This is a genomic window from Marinimicrobium koreense (genome assembly GCF_003762925.1).
GTDB lineage: Bacteria > Pseudomonadota > Gammaproteobacteria > Pseudomonadales > Cellvibrionaceae > Marinimicrobium > Marinimicrobium koreense.
Map to the genome: position 1 here is coordinate 1,438,594 of NZ_RJUK01000001.1, position 17,410 is coordinate 1,456,003.

Sequence of the window (17,410 nt, forward strand, 5' to 3'; positions counted from 1 at the left end):
ATACCTCGGTGCCACATTTGAACTTCAGCACCCGTAGGGTGGATCGGTCCGACGTCTCGGAGCGCGAAGCGCGTCATCCACCGAAAACCTTAAAGCTCAGCACGCCCTACTCCAGAACCTCTCGCCAATAAATGATTCGATCGTGCCCCCGGTAAGAACCAAAACCGATGTTCGCCGGCGGCATCTGAATATCGTTCAGAAAATCACCGTCCTGATTCCAGTCGAAGCGCAGCCAAGGGCGGTTGGTCAGGTCAAGCTCGATATCGAACGAACCGGTATTGCCCTCCCCCGGTGCGGTGAAGTAATGATCGGCATCACTGCTGCTGAAGTTGACACCCACCCCGTCGAGATCGGCGTATTGACCCGTGGTGCTGCCGCCACCAATGGGAACCGTCCGGTTGCTGTCGTCCACCAGGTCGCCGGTGGGCTGGTAATTGATCGCGTCTCGGGGAATGCGGGTGCAGCTGTCATCGACGTTGCGGACAAATTCTGAACCGTTCCAGTATTCGGTATAAAAAGGCACTGGCAGGTCAACGACTTCGGGGCCAAAGGCATCATTCAAACGGAGCCGGCCAAAGCGCAGGTTGAGCGGATCACCCAGAGCGACTGCGCTGCAGTTTCCCGCTGCTGCGCAGTCACCGCTGGTGTTGGCATTCATGTCCAGGTCTACCATTGGACGGCCATCCAGTGAATCCATCAGGGTCAAACCCCATTGCAAGTCCGCCCTGGGACCATCCGGGCGTGTATTGGATGCTCTTAGAAAAGCGGCGCTAGAATCAGTTACTGTGAGCACCCCGCCGCTCCAGTCGGCCTCGTTCTCCGCCTGAACCCTCCCGCTTAATTCGCTGCCATTGGCGGCGTCATCGTTTTCGGCGACGTAGCCAGGGTTCGCGGTGCCCGCATACGCCAGAGTGGTATCGTCGTAGTTGCTTACCACAGCGCCATTCAGGTTGCGGGCACTGACGGTATAGGACAGGTCGATCGCAGCCTGATGCATATAGCTGAAGGGTCCGCAGGCATCGCTGGCGGTGCTTCCATTCAGCGTATAGTCGTATGGATAAAACCGGCCCACGGGATCACTTTCGGTCACTTCCACCAAGTCGCCTGCACCGAGATAATCGTCACCGACCAAGCGGGGTTCCAGAGTAATGGTGCCCACATTATCCCAGCTCACCCCATCGCCAAGCGCTACGCCGTTATCTTCGCGAGTCAGACTCCCTGCACCGCCCAGGTTTCCGAGGCTGCCGCCCGAGGGGTAAACCAATTCACTCAGTTCAAGACGGACGCTCTGTGCTGGCGATTCATTGCCGAAGTTGGGAGTCACTGCGCCATTGCTATTCCGGGCTTCGACCCGCACTGAGAAGGGCTCTCCCGACGCCACGAAACCAGCTCCGGACCCCGTACCGCCGGGATTGGATTGCCCCGCAGCGCCCTGCACGTCGGTCACGACCAAGGTGTGGGGTTTGACGATAAAGCGATTACTCTGACCGACCAGGTCCACCGCCGGTTGCTCGCCCTCTTCTGGCAAACTCAACTGTGCCCAGAGGCGAATATCACCCACGTCGGAGTACTCCAGCGGAATGTCCGCGTAGCCTTCGTCATCAAAGCCGAGAGAGACGGGCGAGTAGGCCGGACCTGCACCGGCATTGTTCGCCTGAATGAAGGTTGATGCCAGGCTAAGGGTTTGGCCCGCACGGCAACTGCCGGGGTTGATACACTCATAGCCCAGCTGCACCGTACGGGTCTGGTTGTCCACTCGCGCCTCGCAGGAGCCGGTTTCATCATCGGTGCGCACCGCACGAATGACCGGATTGAGGTCTTCGGTGCCGGCCACCTGATTGGGCAGAGGCCCACCGGAGCGATCCCCGTAAAACACCAGCCCGGTATCAGCAAAGTTCACCGGGCCGGAGCTGCCGGAAGCTGTGCCATCGGTCACCGACAACCCCACCTCAGCCGGGCTGAGTTGACGCAGAAAGGCGGTAAAGTTGTTCTCCGAGCCTGAAAAAACATAAGTGCCATCACCAACCCAGGCAGTATCTCCCGAATCCGGCACCGGATCGGCCAGCAAGTCCACTACTGTGCCCGCGGCAGGCACAACCGCATTGCCAGCGCTGTCCCTGGCGGTAATCACTACCGGTAAGGCTTCACAGGTCACACCGTTATTGGCGTGCACCAGGGTGTAGGAGTCGACTCGGTTACCGGGGCAATGATAGAGACCGGTGGCGGTGCCATTTGCGTTACCGACGGGAATCGGCACAAAGCCGCTCGTAGCGCCAGGCGCGTCCCAGCGCAGCCGGATTTCAGAATCGATAAATTCCTCGAAATATTCCAGCTCAATATCGTAGCTCTGCCCTGCTTCCAGGTTCACAACACCACTGGTATCGTTGGTTGCTGGCTGAGGAGCCCACTCATCGATGACCAGATCACCGTCTACGCGAAGGCGAACACCATCATCAGACCGGGTCTGAAAACGATAGCCGCCTGTTTGCGTGATGTGTAACCGTCCGCTCCAGCGTACCGAGAACTCATCGTCGCCCACCCCGGCTACCCCAGGACCGCCCAGTCCCCAATTGAAGTCCACCGGGCCATCAACGCGGGTGCCCTCAGGCGCGCCCGCCAGATTCATGTTGTTATAGAACTCGCCAAAGAGCCCAGGCACCGGCGTTCCGGTCGGACAAATACTCTGGCTGCAAGGGTGTCGGGCCTGAAAAATCGCCTGCACTTCAGGCTCTGTCAGAACTCCTTCGTAAATACGGACCTCATCAAGCTGCGCTTGAAGATAATTTAACGCCACGCTGCTACTGGTGTTTTCTACTCGACCAATGCTCGAGAAGCCGTTGCCAATAATGCCTGTTCCGGTGGTTCCTCTGCTGTCCAACGCGCCATTGATGAAAATCTGATACTCACCACTTTCGTGATTTCGCGTAAGCGCCACATGTGTCCAGTTTCCTGTACTCACCTGAGCATTCGAAACCGTTGTGTTATTATTTCCCACCGTCAAGCCAATCCGCCCCTGCGGATTCAACCAACCCCAGAAAATATCGTCGGCGCCCCCGTTCTCCTCTATACCAGCCACAGCCGGGGAGGACCAGGCCGTCGAGTTGCCGGTTTGTGTGGTTTTAATCCAGAACGCCATGCTGGCGGTGCGATTGAGGGTTCCGGATAAACCCGGCACACTCAGATAATCATCTACTCCATCAAACTCCCCATATCCGCAAGTACCCGGATCGCCTGAAAGCGCCGGAGCAACATCGGCCGTATCAGCGCCGTTTTGCGCTGTCGCGTTATTGCCATTGCCACTGCTGTCGATCACCTCACCTGCGGTACCGCTCCAACCAGCTTCGTCCATCCGCCAATCCGCGATTAAGGTCGCAGGAGTGCCACCCGTAGGATCGCAAAACGGCGTATAGTCCAGGTCAGGTGCTATGGCACTTGGATAACTGACGATAGTCTCTTGAGCAAGCTGTACCTCTTCCGCAGATAAGGCCCCGTTAATAACCACTTGATATTCGGTTATTATTAGCCCATCAGCATATAAAAATCCTGTGATGGCGGAGAACTGTCTGACAGTGATCGAACCCGTTGCGTAGATAAAAAGCTGTCCTGGACTGAACCCAGACGTAACCATGTCATAACCAAGTACAACATCACCGTCGACAAATATCCGGACCGGGTCCGAGTTTCCACCTTGCTTGGTAACCTCGGTTTCCTGACCAAGCGTCATATCACCAGTAATCCAATAATCCCCGGACCGAAAGCGGACTTCGGATTGATAACCAGTAGAAAAGGCTCGCATTCGATATTCACCACCTTCACTGTTGAAGGTAGCTCTCACCCGTTGGGGAACGGTTATATTTACATACTGACCAGCATTAATGTTCGTATTGCCCCCTGAAGCCGTGACAGAGCCCGAGCTACCGTTGCTTTGAAGAACAGCAACGGAGCTCGGGGTACTCGGATAACCCGTTGCCTGGCACGTACCCGAGTCGCAAATAGCTTGCCCCGGCGAGGACTGCTGTATCAGTTCTGGTGTAGAGATAAGACCACCGCCACCGTTAATTTCAGCCTGGTAACCTGCATTGACACTCCCAGTTGAAGAGTGACTTTGAACTCCGTTAGTGAATACCGCGTCACAGGCGACGGACCAGGCCAGCGGAGAGAACAGCAAACTCCCAATGAAAAGAAGAAAGCGTGCTAAGACGCACGAAAATTGGAAACAGGCGAACCGAGTGTTGAAACTGAAGAAGCGTCCCATCAAAACCTCGCCTGAACCGTCAGAGAGCGCACTGCTCGCGTGGGACCACTGCCGCATTGACTGCTGGCGGAAAGGTTGTACAAGCCCGGCTCCGCCAGCTCACACTGAACTTGTGCCGTGCACAGGTTAAGACCGTTGATACCGGAGAAGTCAATACTGGTATTCAGTGAAGCGCAGCGATTATCAACCGGGGGACGAGCGTTGGCATTGGGGTAGAACAATTCACTCAGGCCTCGCTGAACCGCGCTTTCTGCTGCGTACAGCGCCTGCACGGTAACCACCTCCTGAACGCTGGCAATACTGCTTTGGCTTGTCGTGCGCCATAACGCCAGGGAGGCAAAACCCATCACGACGATAATAAACAGCGCAACCGGCAACAGAAAGCCGTCCTGCTTCCGCATAGCACGATGTTGAAAAAGATCAGGGGACATTGCGAATCAATACCTCCTGCTCAAAAATCATGGTTTCACCGCCCTCGCTGAAGGCGACGTTTATCTGCAACAACACATTGCGACTATCACTCGCGGCAGACAATACGAAGGGACTGCCCGAGGCCTGAGCGTTGCGGGCCAACAGATCAAAGTCACTGCCAGGATCAACGTTTGCCGCCGTACGATCCTGCGCGGGATAAAAACGCAGTTGACCACCAAACAGGCAGAAGGCCTGGGGTTGATTGAGCAGGAAAAAGCGCCGTCCAATGGAATTGCGCTGCCAGGTCCGGCTGGGGAATGTCACCTCGGTGGTAGTGCGGCTGTTGACCAGCGCCAGCGACACCGGACTACCGCCATACAGCTCGCCGCTGTCCATCGCTCCGATACTGAGGTAATCCGCGGTGCCAAAGTCCACCGAGTGCGGCGCGGTCTGGATCGCGGTGTGAGGGGGCGCGCCATTGGCCACATCGGGCACCGGCTCACGGTAGATACCGCCACCCGCCACCGGCATAAACTCCACACAGTCGCCGCTATTGGTAATCCGCACGCTGTAGGGCATGGCACCGCGAATCTGGCGGGTCATCCGCTCCAGCGCCTGTCGGGCGGTATTGACCAGTGCCGCCCGGGCCTGGGTTTGCCGATAGCTATCTGTGGCACTGACGATAAAGCCGGTGCCGATGATGGCCACCAGCGCAAGCACCACGATGACCGTGATCAATTCCACCAGGGAAAACCCGGCTTGTCGTGACCGGCACCGGCACATCAGAAGTTTGTCCTGTAGGCTGAGAGGGTGAGTGATTCACCGCTGGGCGCGGTGGTGGTCACTGTAATCCGCTTGGCCCAGCGGTTGTTGGTCAGCCCCAACTCACTCCCCGCAAATTCAACCGCGACGGTACGGTTGTATCCAGGATACGGTGCATCGGTGTCACCATCAAAGCTGCTGACACCTCCCGCATCGGCACAGACCGGCGGTGTCGGACGCCCCGGCGGGGCCTGACTGTCGCAGGCCGGCACTCCGCCAGGCGGCGTATTGGCATCGTAGGGTTGTGCCAACACCACATCCAGTCGGGACTGGGTGGATTCCAGCAGCCGCACCCGTACCAGCGGGTCCACGCTGTTGATCACCGAATATCGATAGACGCCCAGCAAGGCTCCGAGCGCCAGTGCAATCACGGTGATAAAAACGATCAGCTCAATCAGGGTGACGCCGCGTTGGCGAATTGGCTCAAGGCGTATAGGCATAGCCGCTGGCCTCCACACGCACAGTGGCCGACGTTGAACCGCGGGCAAGCACAATCTGTCCCGGATCGGTCCGGCCCAATTTATCAAAGGAATAGGTGCCTGTGCCGACCGTAATGGCGACACCTTCGGGCAGTGTCAGTGGGTAGGTTCCACCGGTGGCGGACACGGGAGTGCCATTTTCCGTCACATTCAGACCGGACGTGACAACGGTTACCTGAATGGTATTGCTCGTACTGGCACGGGCCATGGCTATTTGTTGCGCGGTAAAGAAAGCAGACAGGACCTGGTCGCGAGCGGATTGGATCGCTGCAGCGTCGGTATCATAAAAACGGGGCAGCGCCACCACGCTGATAATACCCAGCAGGATGATCACTGCGATCAGCTCGATCAGGCTGAAACCCGATGACTTCCGGCCATTGTACATTGCGCACGCTGAGGGCATGGTCGGACCTGTTGCAGAGGACGTTAGGAGCTGCTTGGGTTGATTCCGTGAAGCGTAAAGCTGGCGCGGATAGCGGTGTTCGACTCATCAACAACGTCGCACTGAACAGTAGCCATATGCAATACCGTGCCATCGCCGGACCCGGCCGCTTCAATCCGATAGCCTGTCGGTAAGCCGGTTGCCAACAGAAAACGGGCATTCCCGCAGGCGTTCATTGGGAATGCCGATTGGGAAATAGTCGCCGGATACGCCTCCCTCAAAATGAAGGTAGCCAAATTGGAAGAACTAGCGGTCGACAAAGTCGCTGCCAACTCCTCTGCTGCCACCCTCTTCGCGGACGATGAGAAATCAATCAGCTTGGGAAGCGAAAATGCAGCCAAAACTGCCAAAACAGTAATGACTGCCACCAACTCAACTAGAGTGAAACCCTTAGATCGGCACACTCAGGCGTCCCCGAGAAAATTAGATTACGGTGCCGCAACACCATAAACGGTGAAGTCCGCATCAGCCTCGGTATTAGCCACATCGGGGGAGTGAACGGTACATGTCACGTTTGCACCATCACCAACCGTCAGGGACTCGATCTCATAGTTTGCGGGTAAGGCTCCACCTTCCAACAAAGCGGCCGCATCGGTACAGTTCTCAATCGTAGTTGGAGTTGGCGCATCCTGTATCCCCGCATCGGAGGCGACCGCTGCAGCATAGTTCAATGCACTGGCACTCGCCAGGTTGCCCGCGACTCCATCAACAGCCGCTTCACGAGCCGCATCCGACAAATCCACAAACCGCGGCACCGCCACAGCAGCGATAATGCCCAGGATAACGATTACCGCAATCAGTTCGATCAGAGTAAAACCGGATTGTTGTTTCATAAGAGAACTCCATTAAGGGTCATGAGTTATTGTAAAACCTGTAAAAACCACTACTGGCGCCGAACTCCGCACTTGGCGCATGTTTTCACCTAATATAGGTGAATTCAACTTCCATGCCAACACTTAAACCGATAAAAAGCGTCATTCCAGTGACGAGCTGAGCAAAACCCGTCCATCAAACGGAAGATAGTCAAAATATCGACGACCACTATCGTCAACCAATTGACGGTAGCGACAGGCGCTTTCCCGCCCCTCGCCCACCTTGGCCACCCCGAAGACCGCATTGGGCGCCAAAGCCCCCTCCAGGCTGACAGGCGGTGCCTGATGCAGAAACGCCCGCCAAAGATCCAGACACTCCTCGGGATCAAGACGACCGTCCGCGGCCTCGCGCCGGGACCGGGTGTTCACCGGCCAGCCCTGAGAGTTCAGGTAGACCCTGATGTCCGAGGCATCTTCCAGCCCCACAGGAATCGTCGGCAGCTCGCTGAATACCACCACATCCCGCTCTGTCTCACCTTGTGCCCGCTGAATATACCAGTGAGCCCGCACTCCGGACACCGCCGTTTTGAAGTTCTGGGCTGCCAGCTCAAAACTCAGCCGCTGCACATCTCCGGCCATGCGGCCATACAGACCCAAAGCGAACACCAGTACGGTGCCGATCAACGTGGCGATCAACAACCATTCAAACACCCGCTGGGATTTTCGGCTCATAGGCTCACTGCTGAATGTTGTACATTTCCCACATGGGCAGGAAGATGCCCAGGGCGAGAATCAGGACAAAACTTGCCATAATGACCACCATGATCGGTTCAATACGATCACTCAGACGCTTGGTATCGTAATCCACCTCCCGCTCATAGAACTCGGCCACTTCCGAGAGCAGTTGGTCCACCTGGCCGCTCTCCTCCCCCACGGCGATCATCTGCAGCACCAATGGCGTAAACATGCCGCTGGTCATATGGGTCTGAAACAGCCCTTCACCGCGCTCCACACCGGCCCGAATCTCACGGATCTTGTCACCCAGCCAGGGGTTATCAATGGCCCGGGCACAGAGATCCAACGCCTGGTTGACCGGCAGACCGGCCCGCAACATCACGCTGAACGAACGCGCATAGCGGGCCATGGAGGCCCGTTCGATAATGTCGCCGATCACAATCAGGCCAAGTTTTTTGCGGCCCCAGACTCGGGCCCCCTTATCGGTTTTGATATAGCGACGAAACCCGTAAAAGCTGCCCACGGCGATAAACAACAGATAGGGCCAGAAGGCGACAAAGAAATCGGACACACCCACCAGAATGCGGGTTGGCAACGGCAGGTCCGCGCCAAACTGGGAAAACATATTGGCAAAGGCGGGAATCACCTTCACGTTGATGACCATGATGGCGATGGCCAGGGCGATCAATACAAAGCTGGGATAGCGCAGCGCCGCCTTGATGCTCTTGATGGTTTCCTGGTCCCGTTCAAGATACTCACTCAACTGCTTGAAGGCGCTCTCCAGAGAGCCACTGCCTTCCCCCACACTCACCACGCTGATAAACAGGTTGTTGAACACGTTCGGGTGGTGACGCATCGCTACTGATAATTCCAAACCGGATTCCAGACGGTCGGCAATGTCCTCCAGGGTATTGCGAAAGGTCACATGGCGCAGGTTGGCGGCCAGGCCGCGAATGCCGCGTACCAGAGGCACGCCCGCCCGGGTAATGGTGTACATCTGTCGGCAGAACATGATCAGGTCAACAGTTTCTACCTGCCCACTGTGGCGCCACTCCTGCCAGCGCTCAGACCAACTGGGGCGGTGCTCATAGGGTTCGATGGCAATGGGCGTCACCCCGCGCCCGGCCAATTGGCCGGCGACGGCGTCGGGGCTGGGGCCTTCGAGCTGGCCGGATACGGGGCGACCCTCGGCGTTGCGGCCTTTGAACTGGTAGAGGGCCATCAGATCAGCTCTGCCTCATCTTCGATCTGTGCTGAGACTTTCATGACCTCTTCGAGGGTGGAGATGCCCTCTATCGCGTAATCGAGTGCGCTGTGGCTTAGGGGGCGATAGTTGGGGCTCTGCTGAGCCGCTCGGGTAAACGCATTCAGGCTGTTGTCCCGCAGCGCTTCAGCCATGGCACCATTGACTTCCAACAATTCGAAAACCCCGACCCGACCCCGGTAGCCGGTGTTATGACAATGGGGGCAGCCCGCCCCTTGTTTGAACTGCACCTGGCTGAGATCGCGCCCCTTGGCGATCGCCGCCAGCAGTTGGCGTTCGTTGGCATTCGGCTCGTGATCCTGAATGCAACTGGTACAAATGCGGCGCAACAGGCGTTGGGCCACAATCGCCTTGAGTGCCGTGGCCACCAGGTAGGCATCGACGCCCATATCGATCAGACGCAGCGCGGAGGTCAGGGCATCGTTGGTGTGCAGGGTGGACAATACCAGGTGACCGGTCATGGCCGCGCGCAGCGCAATTTCGGCGGATTCCGCATCCCGGATCTCCCCCACCAGCAGAATGTCCGGGTCCTGGCGCAGTGACGCCCGAAGCACACTGCCAAAGGTCAGGCCGATACGCTCGTGCAATTGCACCTGGTTGATACGTGGCAAACGATACTCCACCGGATCTTCCACGGTAATGATTTTCTTCTCGGGCTTGTTGAGCTCCGAGAGTGCCCCGTACAGCGTCGTGGTTTTACCACTGCCGGTCGGACCAGTGACCAAGACCAACCCGTGAGGGCGAGCAATGATTTTACGAAACCGGTCGACCAGCGCGGGGGGCATGCCGACCTTGCCGAGAGGCAGTACGCCATCAGTGTGGTCAAGCAGACGCATCACCACCGACTCGCCAAATTGCACCGGCATGGTGGACAGACGCACGTCAATATTGCGGCCTTTCACCTTCAGATTGAAGCGTCCGTCCTGGGGTTTGCGCTTCTCGGAAATATCCAGCCCGGACATCAGTTTCAGACGCACCACCAGGGCCGGGGCAATGCGCTTTTCGTTCATCACCTGCTCGAGCAACACCCCGTCAATCCGGTTGCGGATACGCAGCACGGTTTCATCCGGCTCGATGTGAATGTCCGACGCTTTGGCGGTGATCGCTTCTTCAAAAATTTTCTGCAACAGCTTGACCACCGGCGCATCGCTGTCGGTCGCCTCGGCGGCGAAATCCGTCAAATCGATCGCGGAGCTTTCCAGCTCTTCATCCAGTTCTTCGGCCAGCGAGGCAATTTCACTCGCCTGACTGTAGGCGATATCGAGCACATCCAGCAGCTCGGACTCGCGGACCACCGCCGGTTTGATCGTCTGATCGAGCTGGCGGGTCAGTTCATCCAGACAGAAAATATCCGTGGGGTCGGCCATCCCCAACAGCAGACCGTCGGGATCTTCCCGTAGCGGAAGCACCCGATAACGCCGGGCACTGGTTTCCGGCAAGCGCCGGATCAACTCCTGGTCAAACCGGAACTGGCGCAGCTCGACGAAGGGAATATTCAACTGATCGGACAGCAGGTTGAGCAGTGCATTCTCGTCCACGTACCCGAGATCCACCAGGGTGTTCCCCAGCTTCCGGCCGTTCTGCTTTTGCTCTTCCAACGCGTGGGAGAGCTGGTCGTCGGTAATCATCTGCTGCGCTACCAGCAGATCCCCGATGCGAATGCGTTTGCGAGTGCTTTGTTGAGTATCAACCATATCAGGGTTCCCGGTTTTCGGTTCGACGGACCAGTACGCCGACACGCCCTTCCAGGTATCGGCGAATGGACTCACGGCCATCGTAAGCGCCACTGGCCAGCGCCTGCTCGAAGGCTTGCAGTGCCGCCGCCGCTTGCTGGCGGGCATCTTCCGCCAGCCCCAGCCCCAACCAGTAGGCCGGCTGTGCCCCAAAGTCACTCAGTAACTGCCGGTAATGATTGGCCGCCTGTTCGTGGCGCCCCTGCTCATAATTCAGGCGCGCCCACAAAGCGCGGTAAGGCTCATTGCCTTCGGCATGTTCCGCCGAGTTCTCCAATAGTGCCAGCGCCCGGGCATTATCCCCACGTAGAGACCAGAGCTCAGCGCCCAGGCGCGAGTGTTCATCATCGGACAATGCCCGTGATTCGTTCAACAGTTGCTCTGCCTGTGAGTCGTTACCCTCTTGCAGGTAGAACTCCACCAATGCCACGGTGCTCACCGTCGGCGGCACCCTATCTTCCGGCCACTGAGCGAGCGTCTGCTCCAGAAAATGCCGGGCCCGGCTACGCTGATCCCGAGACCACCACTGGCGCGCCTGTTGCGCGCGCCGTCGATCTTCGCTGGCAAGATCGAGTTGTACATTGAGCGAGGAGGCGTCTGCCGCCTTCTCGGTTTCCGGCTCCGTACCTTCGCTTTGCGAACGGTTTCGCAGTGTCTCCAATCGGGCTTCGCTGTTCTGCATCCCCGACAACTGCGGATCGACCGAACGAGCCCGACGCAGAAACTGCTGGGCCGCATCCAGAGCCTCCCGGTCCATGGCCGCTTCAGCCAGCTCCCGATAACGCTGGGCAATCGCCGCCAGCCCGGCGAGCGCCACCGGATGATCAGCACTGAGGGCCAACACTTGCTGATAGTATTCGTACGCATTGTCTCCCGCTGGGCGCGTCAATCGATCCCGGTCCCGGGCCTGGCGAGCCTTATCAAGCAGTACCTGAATATCCTCCGAGAAATCGGAGTCCTGGGATTCATCCGGAATCGCCTCGACGGGTTTCTGAGTCACCGGTTGACTCAATGCCGCCTCTACCTCCCGTGTTGCCGGCATACGGGGCTCCGGCTCAGCGACTGTGGATTCAGCCACCGGCGCAGAATCGATTGCTGGCACCGGTTGTTCTGTCATCGGCGCACTGCCTTCACCGCCCGCTCCAACCAGTGACCAAAACACCAGTGCGGCTATGACCAGTGCCACGAGAACGGCCAGACCCGCACCAACAAAATAGCGCGATTGCATTGGCTGAGTGCGGTGCGTCGATGGGCCGGCCGGGTTCGGGGAGGTACCGCCCCGTCGATCCAGGTCGCGCAGCATGTCATTCATCAGACTCACGGCGTGCCCCCGTACCACCAGAGCCCCACGCCCACCAACAACAAGGAGACCGCCAACCAGGGAGTCCAACCAAAAGGCGTGACGGACAGCCAGCGCCCCAGCCGACGACTTTCGGTGGTATCCTTCACGGCCCTGGCCACCTGCGCCCGGCCTACCATGGAACGTCCCTGACCGAAGCTGACCAACAACGCCTTGTGGGCGAGCACATTGATCAACCGGGGAATTCCCCCGGATGCGCGATGCATCAGCCGGACCGCGCCCCGGGTAAACAGCGAGCGCCCCCGATAACCGGCGGACTGCAGACGAAAATCGAGATAGTCGGCCAGGGTGCGGCGATCGATGGTACCGAGGGTTTCCGAAAACACGATTCGCTGTTTCAACTGGCGCAAGTCGCTGCGATTGAGCACATCTTCCAACTCGGGCTGCCCCAACAGAACCACCTGCAACAGTTTGCTTTTTTCCGTTTCCAGATTGGTCAGCAGACGCAAGGCTTCGATGGTCTCCCGGGGCATGGCCTGGGCTTCATCCACCACCAGTACCACGCGCCGTTTCTCCGCGGCGAGTGCCACCAGCCGGGCGTAGATCTCATTCAGCAGCTGATAGGCGGGCATATCGGGCGAGGACGGCACACCGATTTCCTGGGCCAGGAAGCCTTTCAGTTCGTCCGGCGTCAGGTAGGGGTTGGGAATGTACGCGGTAAGAAACTCCGGCCCCAGGCTGGCCAGCAGCTTGCGGCACAACAGAGTTTTACCGGTGCCCACTTCCCCGACGATTTTGATGAACCCTTCGCTGTGTCGCAGGGCCAGCAATACCGTATTGAGCACCGCCCGATGGGCGGCGCTGTCGAAGAAGAACTGGGTATCGGGGGTGAGGGAAAACGGCATCTCCCGCAGCCCGAAGTAGTCCTGGTACATGACCGGCTCCGCGCTATTGCTCCCAGAGGTCGCGATAACCATCGCCCATCTGTTGCATGCGATTGCGACTGCGATCGAGTTCGTCCTGCCAGGTGCCATCATCTACCACCACCGGACGCAACAGAATCACCAGTTCGGTTTTCTGGCGGCTACGCCCCTGGGTTTTGAACAGGCTGTTGAGCAGTGGAATATCGCCCAACACCGGCCGCTTGCCATCGGTGTCCCGGGTATCCTCCTGCATCAGGCCACCCAGCACCACCACCTGGCCGCTGCGCGCCCGGACAATGCTGTCCGACTCGCGAATACCCCGTTGTGCCAGAGGCAAGGCGAACTCCTCGCTACCGACGGTAAACACTTTCAGTTGGTCATTCACTTCACTGACCACCGGATGAATGTGCAGGATCACCTCGCCGCTGTCGGCGATTTGCGGGGTCACATCCAGGGCAATACCACTGAAGAAGGACGACAGTTCGATATTGGGCGTGCTGGTCACCGACGCCACATTCGAGGTGGTGTTATTGGAGATACCGGTCACAAAGTATTCATCGGAGCCCACTCGAATCAGCGCTTTCTGGTTGTTCACCGTGGACACTCTGGGGCTGGACAGGACCTGCACGCTGCCCTGAGTTTCCAGCAAGTCGAGCAGCTCGGTTACATCACCCACCTGCAGGACGGAGGTAAACAGGTTTTCAGTACCGCGTTGCAGTTCTTCCAACCCGGAAATCTGGCGGGAACTGCTTCCCGGCGGAATGGTGGTGACGGCCGAATCCTGCTCCGAGTAGCTGGTCGAGCGCAGCCGGTTATAGCCGTAGTCCAACTGCCCGCTGATGGCGCCCCAGTTGATCCCCGCCTGGAACCCTTCGTTCAGACGGACCTCCAGAATCTTCGCCTCCAGAATCACCTGACGCCTTACGCTCAGCTCGGAACGCTCCAGAAATTCCCGCACCGCATTCAGCTCATGAGGCATAGCCTTGACCACCACCATACCGGCCTGGGGGCTGACCATTACCATCTTGTCGCCACCCTCACCGCCGACAATGGCGGACACCGACTGGCGCAGCGACTGCCAAAAATCGGTGCGGTTCATGGTCTGCACCCGCGCCCCCGGGGACACCTCAGACCCATTGGTCGAACTGCCGTCTTCACCGGCGAGCAGGCCCAGCAGGTTGGCACTGTCATCGCCGCTGCCCGAATTATTGCCGGAACCGCGATTGTTGCGGTTATTGTTTGATGATTCACTGCGACCGATCGACAGGTTGGTGTCCGACACCCCCACCCGCTGAACATCCAGGTAGTTCACATGGAACACCTGAGTCTGAAGCTCGTTGGGATACACCGTGTAGATATTGCCCGAACGCCGGTAGTCATAACCGTAAATGTCCCGTGCCACTTCCAGCACTTCATCCACCGTGACTCCTTTCAACTCCAGCGAGAGACTGCCACTGACATCGGGGTGCACCACAATGTTGGTGTCTGAGTCCTGCACCAGCCCGAGAAAAAACGCCTTGGCGGGCACATTGCGCACTCTGACATCAAACCGCTCCGGAGCCACCTCCTCGCTGCGACGGCGCTCTGGAACCAGTGCCTGGCTCACTTCCTCGGGTACCGCCTGAGCCTGCTCACGCTGCGCCTCGGCCACCTCACTCATTTCACGCTCAGCCGCCAACTGCGAATCGCGCGGCCCAACACAGGCCGTCACCAGGACGACCGCCATCAGCGCGGCGGCGGTGTGCATCGTTCTTCTCAGAAAATGCGGATCCATAATCGTTTGCCTCATTGCTCCGCGGGCCTCGTTCGACGTACGGATTCATCGTTCAAATTCAAACGCCACTGCCGGCCGCTCTGACCGACAATCACTGAATGGGATTCAACTTGCAGCAGGCGTACCCCCCCGGTGTTGGCAATCATCTCGCCCGCCGTCAGGGACTGTCCGTTGATGATCGCCAGGCGGCGCGAGTCGCCCGCCATGATTGCGTTCAGCGTCAGGGACACCGACTCGCGGCTGGCCCGGTAATCCAGGGGGCGAGTGGGGTCGCGCTGACTGTCCGCCCACACCAGCGCCGACCACCCGATCAGACAGGCAATGCACAATAATCTAGACACCGAGCAGACCCTCCTCGGCACTCAGGGTATAAACCCGCAATCGAATATCGCCCACCGGGTAGTCCATTACTTCGTAGTCCAGACGATCCCAGTAGAACCGCCAGGGCAGCCCTTCGAGCCGGCGCAGGAAACTCAACACTTCAAAGAAGTCACCGCTGACATCAAGCTCGACACTGTGTCGAAAAACACCGGTCGCCGTTTCAACCGGTTCCGCCGCTTCAGTGCCATCTGCGGCCTTGGTCAACGGCAGTTCCTCAACGGGAAGCGTGCGCACCCGTCGCAGCTGTAACTCAGTAGTGGAAATCAACACTTCCTGAAGAATCTGTGGCAATTGATCCGCACTGACCAACCCCTGGGAAAGGCTCGCCAGACTCGCATCCAGCTCATCCAGTGTCCGCTGCAGTTGCTCCAACTCCCTTGCGGGTCGGTTGTCCGCCTCGGTGCTCATCAGGGCGGCCAGCTGTGCCTGCTGGGCATCCCGATCGTTTGCGACGGCGGTGCGCTGCTGTTCAATCTGCTCGCGCTGACGCTCCTGAGGCAACTCAATCAACCACTGCCAGAGCCCGATCAACACCGCGATCAGGCATAGCAAGAGCAGTACCCGCTCACGCAGGGAATAGGCCTCCACCCGCTCGGCCCAGCGATGCCAACTCTGCTGCCAATCAGTCACGCGATCGCCCTCCCCGTGCGTTGGTCTCGTCGGCCTCGGCGCGCTGCAGCGAGAACATCAACCCCGGTCCCCGGTCATCCGGCTCCCGAGCCACTTCCAGCACGCCGAACGAAACGTTGGCGAAGCTCTCATCCTGACGCAACTGCTGTAGATACAGCGGCACCTGTTCCGGCTTGCGCACCCGGCCGGCCAGCTCGACGTACTGCCCCCCGGATTGCAGCGAAAACTCCGCCAGCGCCAGATCATCCATGGCATGGCGGGACAGGCTCAACAGTTGCCCGGAAAACCCCTCGGCGTTGCCGAGATTCTGCTGGGACATCAGGCGCAGAATCTGCTCCCGCCGCTGAATTTCCTGACGCAAACGGGCCACCTGCTCTTCCACCGTCGCACCGCGACGGGCGGGCAGTTCGGCCATGAGCCGCTGCACCTGTTGTTGTAATGTCTCCAACTGCGCGCGTTCATCCGTCAAGCGTGCCTGGAGCGAATCGGTGTACGCCGCACTCCACAGCGACAGGCCGATAATCAACACCAGAACAACCGCGATCGCGGCGATCATCTGGTTCAGACTCAACCACACCCGACGGGGGTGAAACTCCGGCAAATACAGATTGACCTGTTGCATCAGTCCCCCTCCGTGAGTCGCAGCGCGGCGCCGATGGCGGCTAGGCACAGCGTCAGGGTGTGAGACTGAACCTGATCGCCCAGTGTCAGCGACGACTCGATGTCCAGCAACGAAACCGGCATCGGCAAGCCATTGGTCAGTGATTCAGTGATTTTATCAGGGCTGAGGTTTTCCCCGACCAGACAGATCTGGCCGGGCGGCGGCTGGCGCATCTGGCGTTCGAAGTAATCCAGGGAGCGTTGGATTTCCAGTAACAGGACATCCTCCGGCAGATCTTCCAGCAGCCCACCTTCATAGGGCACATTAAAGCGGCGGGCCAGGTGCAGGTCGTCACCGCGGACGATATGCAGACTGCCGGTGCCACCGCCCAGCTTGACCAGCGCCACACCCCGGGCCGTGTCGCACAACCGATACACCAGGTTGCGCAACGCCAACTCCGGAATATCGATCACCTGGAGATCCAGCCGGGCGTCCGCCACCTGAGCGATACGCTGTTCAATCAGATGGCGATGGGCCACCGCAACATAGGCCATGCGCTTCCCGCCACGGCTGCGATCCTCCGGCAACAGAAAGGCATCCAGTACCGCCTGGTCGGCGGGAAAGTCAATCAGGTCGCGAATTCGCCAACGCAGGGCCTCGCGCAGTTCCGAGGCCGGCACGGCTGGGGCCTCAACCAGAAGCAGGTTGTAGTCTTCCCGCCCCAACACCAGGTGACAGGGTTTACGGCGCAACCCCAACTGCTCCACCCGTTCTTCGAGCAACCCCGTCTGGCGCTGGCTATCGCTCTCGGGGAGCCACTCAGCGGCCTGGAGAAAAGGCCGGGCCAT

The 17,410-nt window shown here is 58.8% G+C and carries 17 protein-coding genes; all 17 read right to left on the reverse strand.

All coding sequences use genetic code 11. The annotated features are described in order from the left end of the window. Positions 1–106 precede the first annotated feature (106 nt). Positions 107–3,349 carry a DUF6701 domain-containing protein gene (locus EDC38_RS06275; protein ID WP_170162863.1) on the reverse strand — a complete coding sequence of 1,081 codons (3,243 nt, stop codon included), beginning with the start codon at positions 3,347–3,349 and terminating at the stop codon, positions 107–109. A gap of 905 nt (positions 3,350–4,254) precedes the next feature. Beyond that, a complete protein-coding gene (locus tag EDC38_RS06280; protein WP_123637761.1) occupies positions 4,255–4,656 on the reverse strand; it encodes a hypothetical protein in 402 nt (133 codons plus the stop codon). A gap of 19 nt (positions 4,657–4,675) precedes the next feature. Further along, entirely contained in the window at positions 4,676–5,449 is a 774-nt protein-coding gene (locus EDC38_RS06285) for a PulJ/GspJ family protein (protein ID WP_123637762.1), read from the reverse strand. After that, entirely contained in the window at positions 5,449–5,928 is a 480-nt protein-coding gene (locus tag EDC38_RS06290) for a prepilin-type N-terminal cleavage/methylation domain-containing protein (RefSeq protein ID WP_123637763.1), read from the reverse strand. Before EDC38_RS06290 ends, EDC38_RS06285 begins: the two co-directional genes overlap by 1 nt. Then, a complete protein-coding gene (locus EDC38_RS06295) occupies positions 5,912–6,370 on the reverse strand; it encodes a pilus assembly FimT family protein (protein ID WP_123637764.1) in 459 nt (152 codons plus the stop codon). Before EDC38_RS06295 ends, EDC38_RS06290 begins: the two co-directional genes overlap by 17 nt. Before the next feature lie 23 nt (positions 6,371–6,393). Further along, positions 6,394–6,813: a type IV pilin protein gene (locus EDC38_RS06300; RefSeq protein WP_123637765.1), complete on the reverse strand. Its 420-nt coding sequence runs from the start codon at positions 6,811–6,813 to the stop codon at positions 6,394–6,396. A 24-nt stretch (positions 6,814–6,837) separates the two neighbouring features. Next, positions 6,838–7,242: a type II secretion system protein gene (locus EDC38_RS06305; RefSeq protein WP_123637766.1), complete on the reverse strand. Its 405-nt coding sequence runs from the start codon at positions 7,240–7,242 to the stop codon at positions 6,838–6,840. A gap of 141 nt (positions 7,243–7,383) precedes the next feature. After that, on the reverse strand, positions 7,384–7,953 hold the full coding sequence (locus EDC38_RS06310; protein WP_123637767.1) for a hypothetical protein: 570 nt from the start codon (positions 7,951–7,953) through the stop codon (positions 7,384–7,386). 4 nt (positions 7,954–7,957) lie between these two features. After that, positions 7,958–9,178 (reverse strand): type II secretion system F family protein, encoded by a 1,221-nt coding sequence (locus tag EDC38_RS06315; RefSeq protein WP_123637768.1) that lies wholly within the window; start codon positions 9,176–9,178, stop codon positions 7,958–7,960. After that, positions 9,178–10,914: a GspE/PulE family protein gene (locus EDC38_RS06320; protein ID WP_123637769.1), complete on the reverse strand. Its 1,737-nt coding sequence runs from the start codon at positions 10,912–10,914 to the stop codon at positions 9,178–9,180. Before EDC38_RS06320 ends, EDC38_RS06315 begins: the two co-directional genes overlap by 1 nt. 1 nt (position 10,915) lies before the next feature. After that, positions 10,916–12,274 carry a tetratricopeptide repeat protein gene (locus EDC38_RS06325; protein ID WP_123637770.1) on the reverse strand — a complete coding sequence of 453 codons (1,359 nt, stop codon included), beginning with the start codon at positions 12,272–12,274 and terminating at the stop codon, positions 10,916–10,918. Continuing rightward, a complete protein-coding gene (locus EDC38_RS06330; RefSeq protein ID WP_123637771.1) occupies positions 12,271–13,188 on the reverse strand; it encodes an ExeA family protein in 918 nt (305 codons plus the stop codon). The genes EDC38_RS06325 and EDC38_RS06330 overlap by 4 nt, the downstream gene beginning before the upstream one ends. A gap of 13 nt (positions 13,189–13,201) precedes the next feature. Further along, positions 13,202–14,950, reverse strand: coding sequence for a pilus (MSHA type) biogenesis protein MshL (mshL, locus tag EDC38_RS06335; RefSeq protein WP_246004351.1), 1,749 nt, complete (start codon positions 14,948–14,950; stop codon positions 13,202–13,204). Positions 14,951–14,961: 11 nt separating this feature from the next. Further along, positions 14,962–15,291: a hypothetical protein gene (locus tag EDC38_RS06340; protein WP_123637773.1), complete on the reverse strand. Its 330-nt coding sequence runs from the start codon at positions 15,289–15,291 to the stop codon at positions 14,962–14,964. After that, a complete protein-coding gene (locus EDC38_RS06345) occupies positions 15,284–15,961 on the reverse strand; it encodes a hypothetical protein (RefSeq protein WP_123637774.1) in 678 nt (225 codons plus the stop codon). Before EDC38_RS06345 ends, EDC38_RS06340 begins: the two co-directional genes overlap by 8 nt. Beyond that, entirely contained in the window at positions 15,954–16,583 is a 630-nt protein-coding gene (locus tag EDC38_RS06350) for a hypothetical protein (RefSeq protein WP_123637775.1), read from the reverse strand. The genes EDC38_RS06345 and EDC38_RS06350 overlap by 8 nt, the downstream gene beginning before the upstream one ends. Further along, complete coding sequence (locus tag EDC38_RS06355) at positions 16,583–17,410, reverse strand: type IV pilus biogenesis protein PilM (protein WP_123637776.1); 828 nt, start codon at positions 17,408–17,410, stop codon at positions 16,583–16,585. Before EDC38_RS06355 ends, EDC38_RS06350 begins: the two co-directional genes overlap by 1 nt.

Coding starts and splice junctions, on each gene's coding strand:
- EDC38_RS06310 (WP_123637767.1), bottom strand. CDS start 7,953: ATGAGCCGAAAATCCCAGCGGGTGTTTGAATGGTTGTTGATCGCCACG.
- EDC38_RS06350 (WP_123637775.1), bottom strand. CDS start 16,583: ATGCAACAGGTCAATCTGTATTTGCCGGAGTTTCACCCCCGTCGGGTG.
- EDC38_RS06355 (WP_123637776.1), bottom strand. CDS start 17,410: ATGGCCCGGCCTTTTCTCCAGGCCGCTGAGTGGCTCCCCGAGAGCGAT.
- EDC38_RS06320 (WP_123637769.1), bottom strand. CDS start 10,914: ATGGTTGATACTCAACAAAGCACTCGCAAACGCATTCGCATCGGGGAT.
- EDC38_RS06330 (WP_123637771.1), bottom strand. CDS start 13,188: ATGTACCAGGACTACTTCGGGCTGCGGGAGATGCCGTTTTCCCTCACC.
- EDC38_RS06295 (WP_123637764.1), bottom strand. CDS start 6,370: ATGCCCTCAGCGTGCGCAATGTACAATGGCCGGAAGTCATCGGGTTTC.
- EDC38_RS06305 (WP_123637766.1), bottom strand. CDS start 7,242: ATGAAACAACAATCCGGTTTTACTCTGATCGAACTGATTGCGGTAATC.
- EDC38_RS06285 (WP_123637762.1), bottom strand. CDS start 5,449: ATGTGCCGGTGCCGGTCACGACAAGCCGGGTTTTCCCTGGTGGAATTG.
- EDC38_RS06290 (WP_123637763.1), bottom strand. CDS start 5,928: ATGCCTATACGCCTTGAGCCAATTCGCCAACGCGGCGTCACCCTGATT.
- EDC38_RS06275 (WP_170162863.1), bottom strand. CDS start 3,349: ATGGACGAAGCTGGTTGGAGCGGTACCGCAGGTGAGGTGATCGACAGC.
- EDC38_RS06315 (WP_123637768.1), bottom strand. CDS start 9,178: ATGGCCCTCTACCAGTTCAAAGGCCGCAACGCCGAGGGTCGCCCCGTA.
- EDC38_RS06280 (WP_123637761.1), bottom strand. CDS start 4,656: ATGCGGAAGCAGGACGGCTTTCTGTTGCCGGTTGCGCTGTTTATTATC.
- mshL (WP_246004351.1), bottom strand. CDS start 14,950: ATGGATCCGCATTTTCTGAGAAGAACGATGCACACCGCCGCCGCGCTG.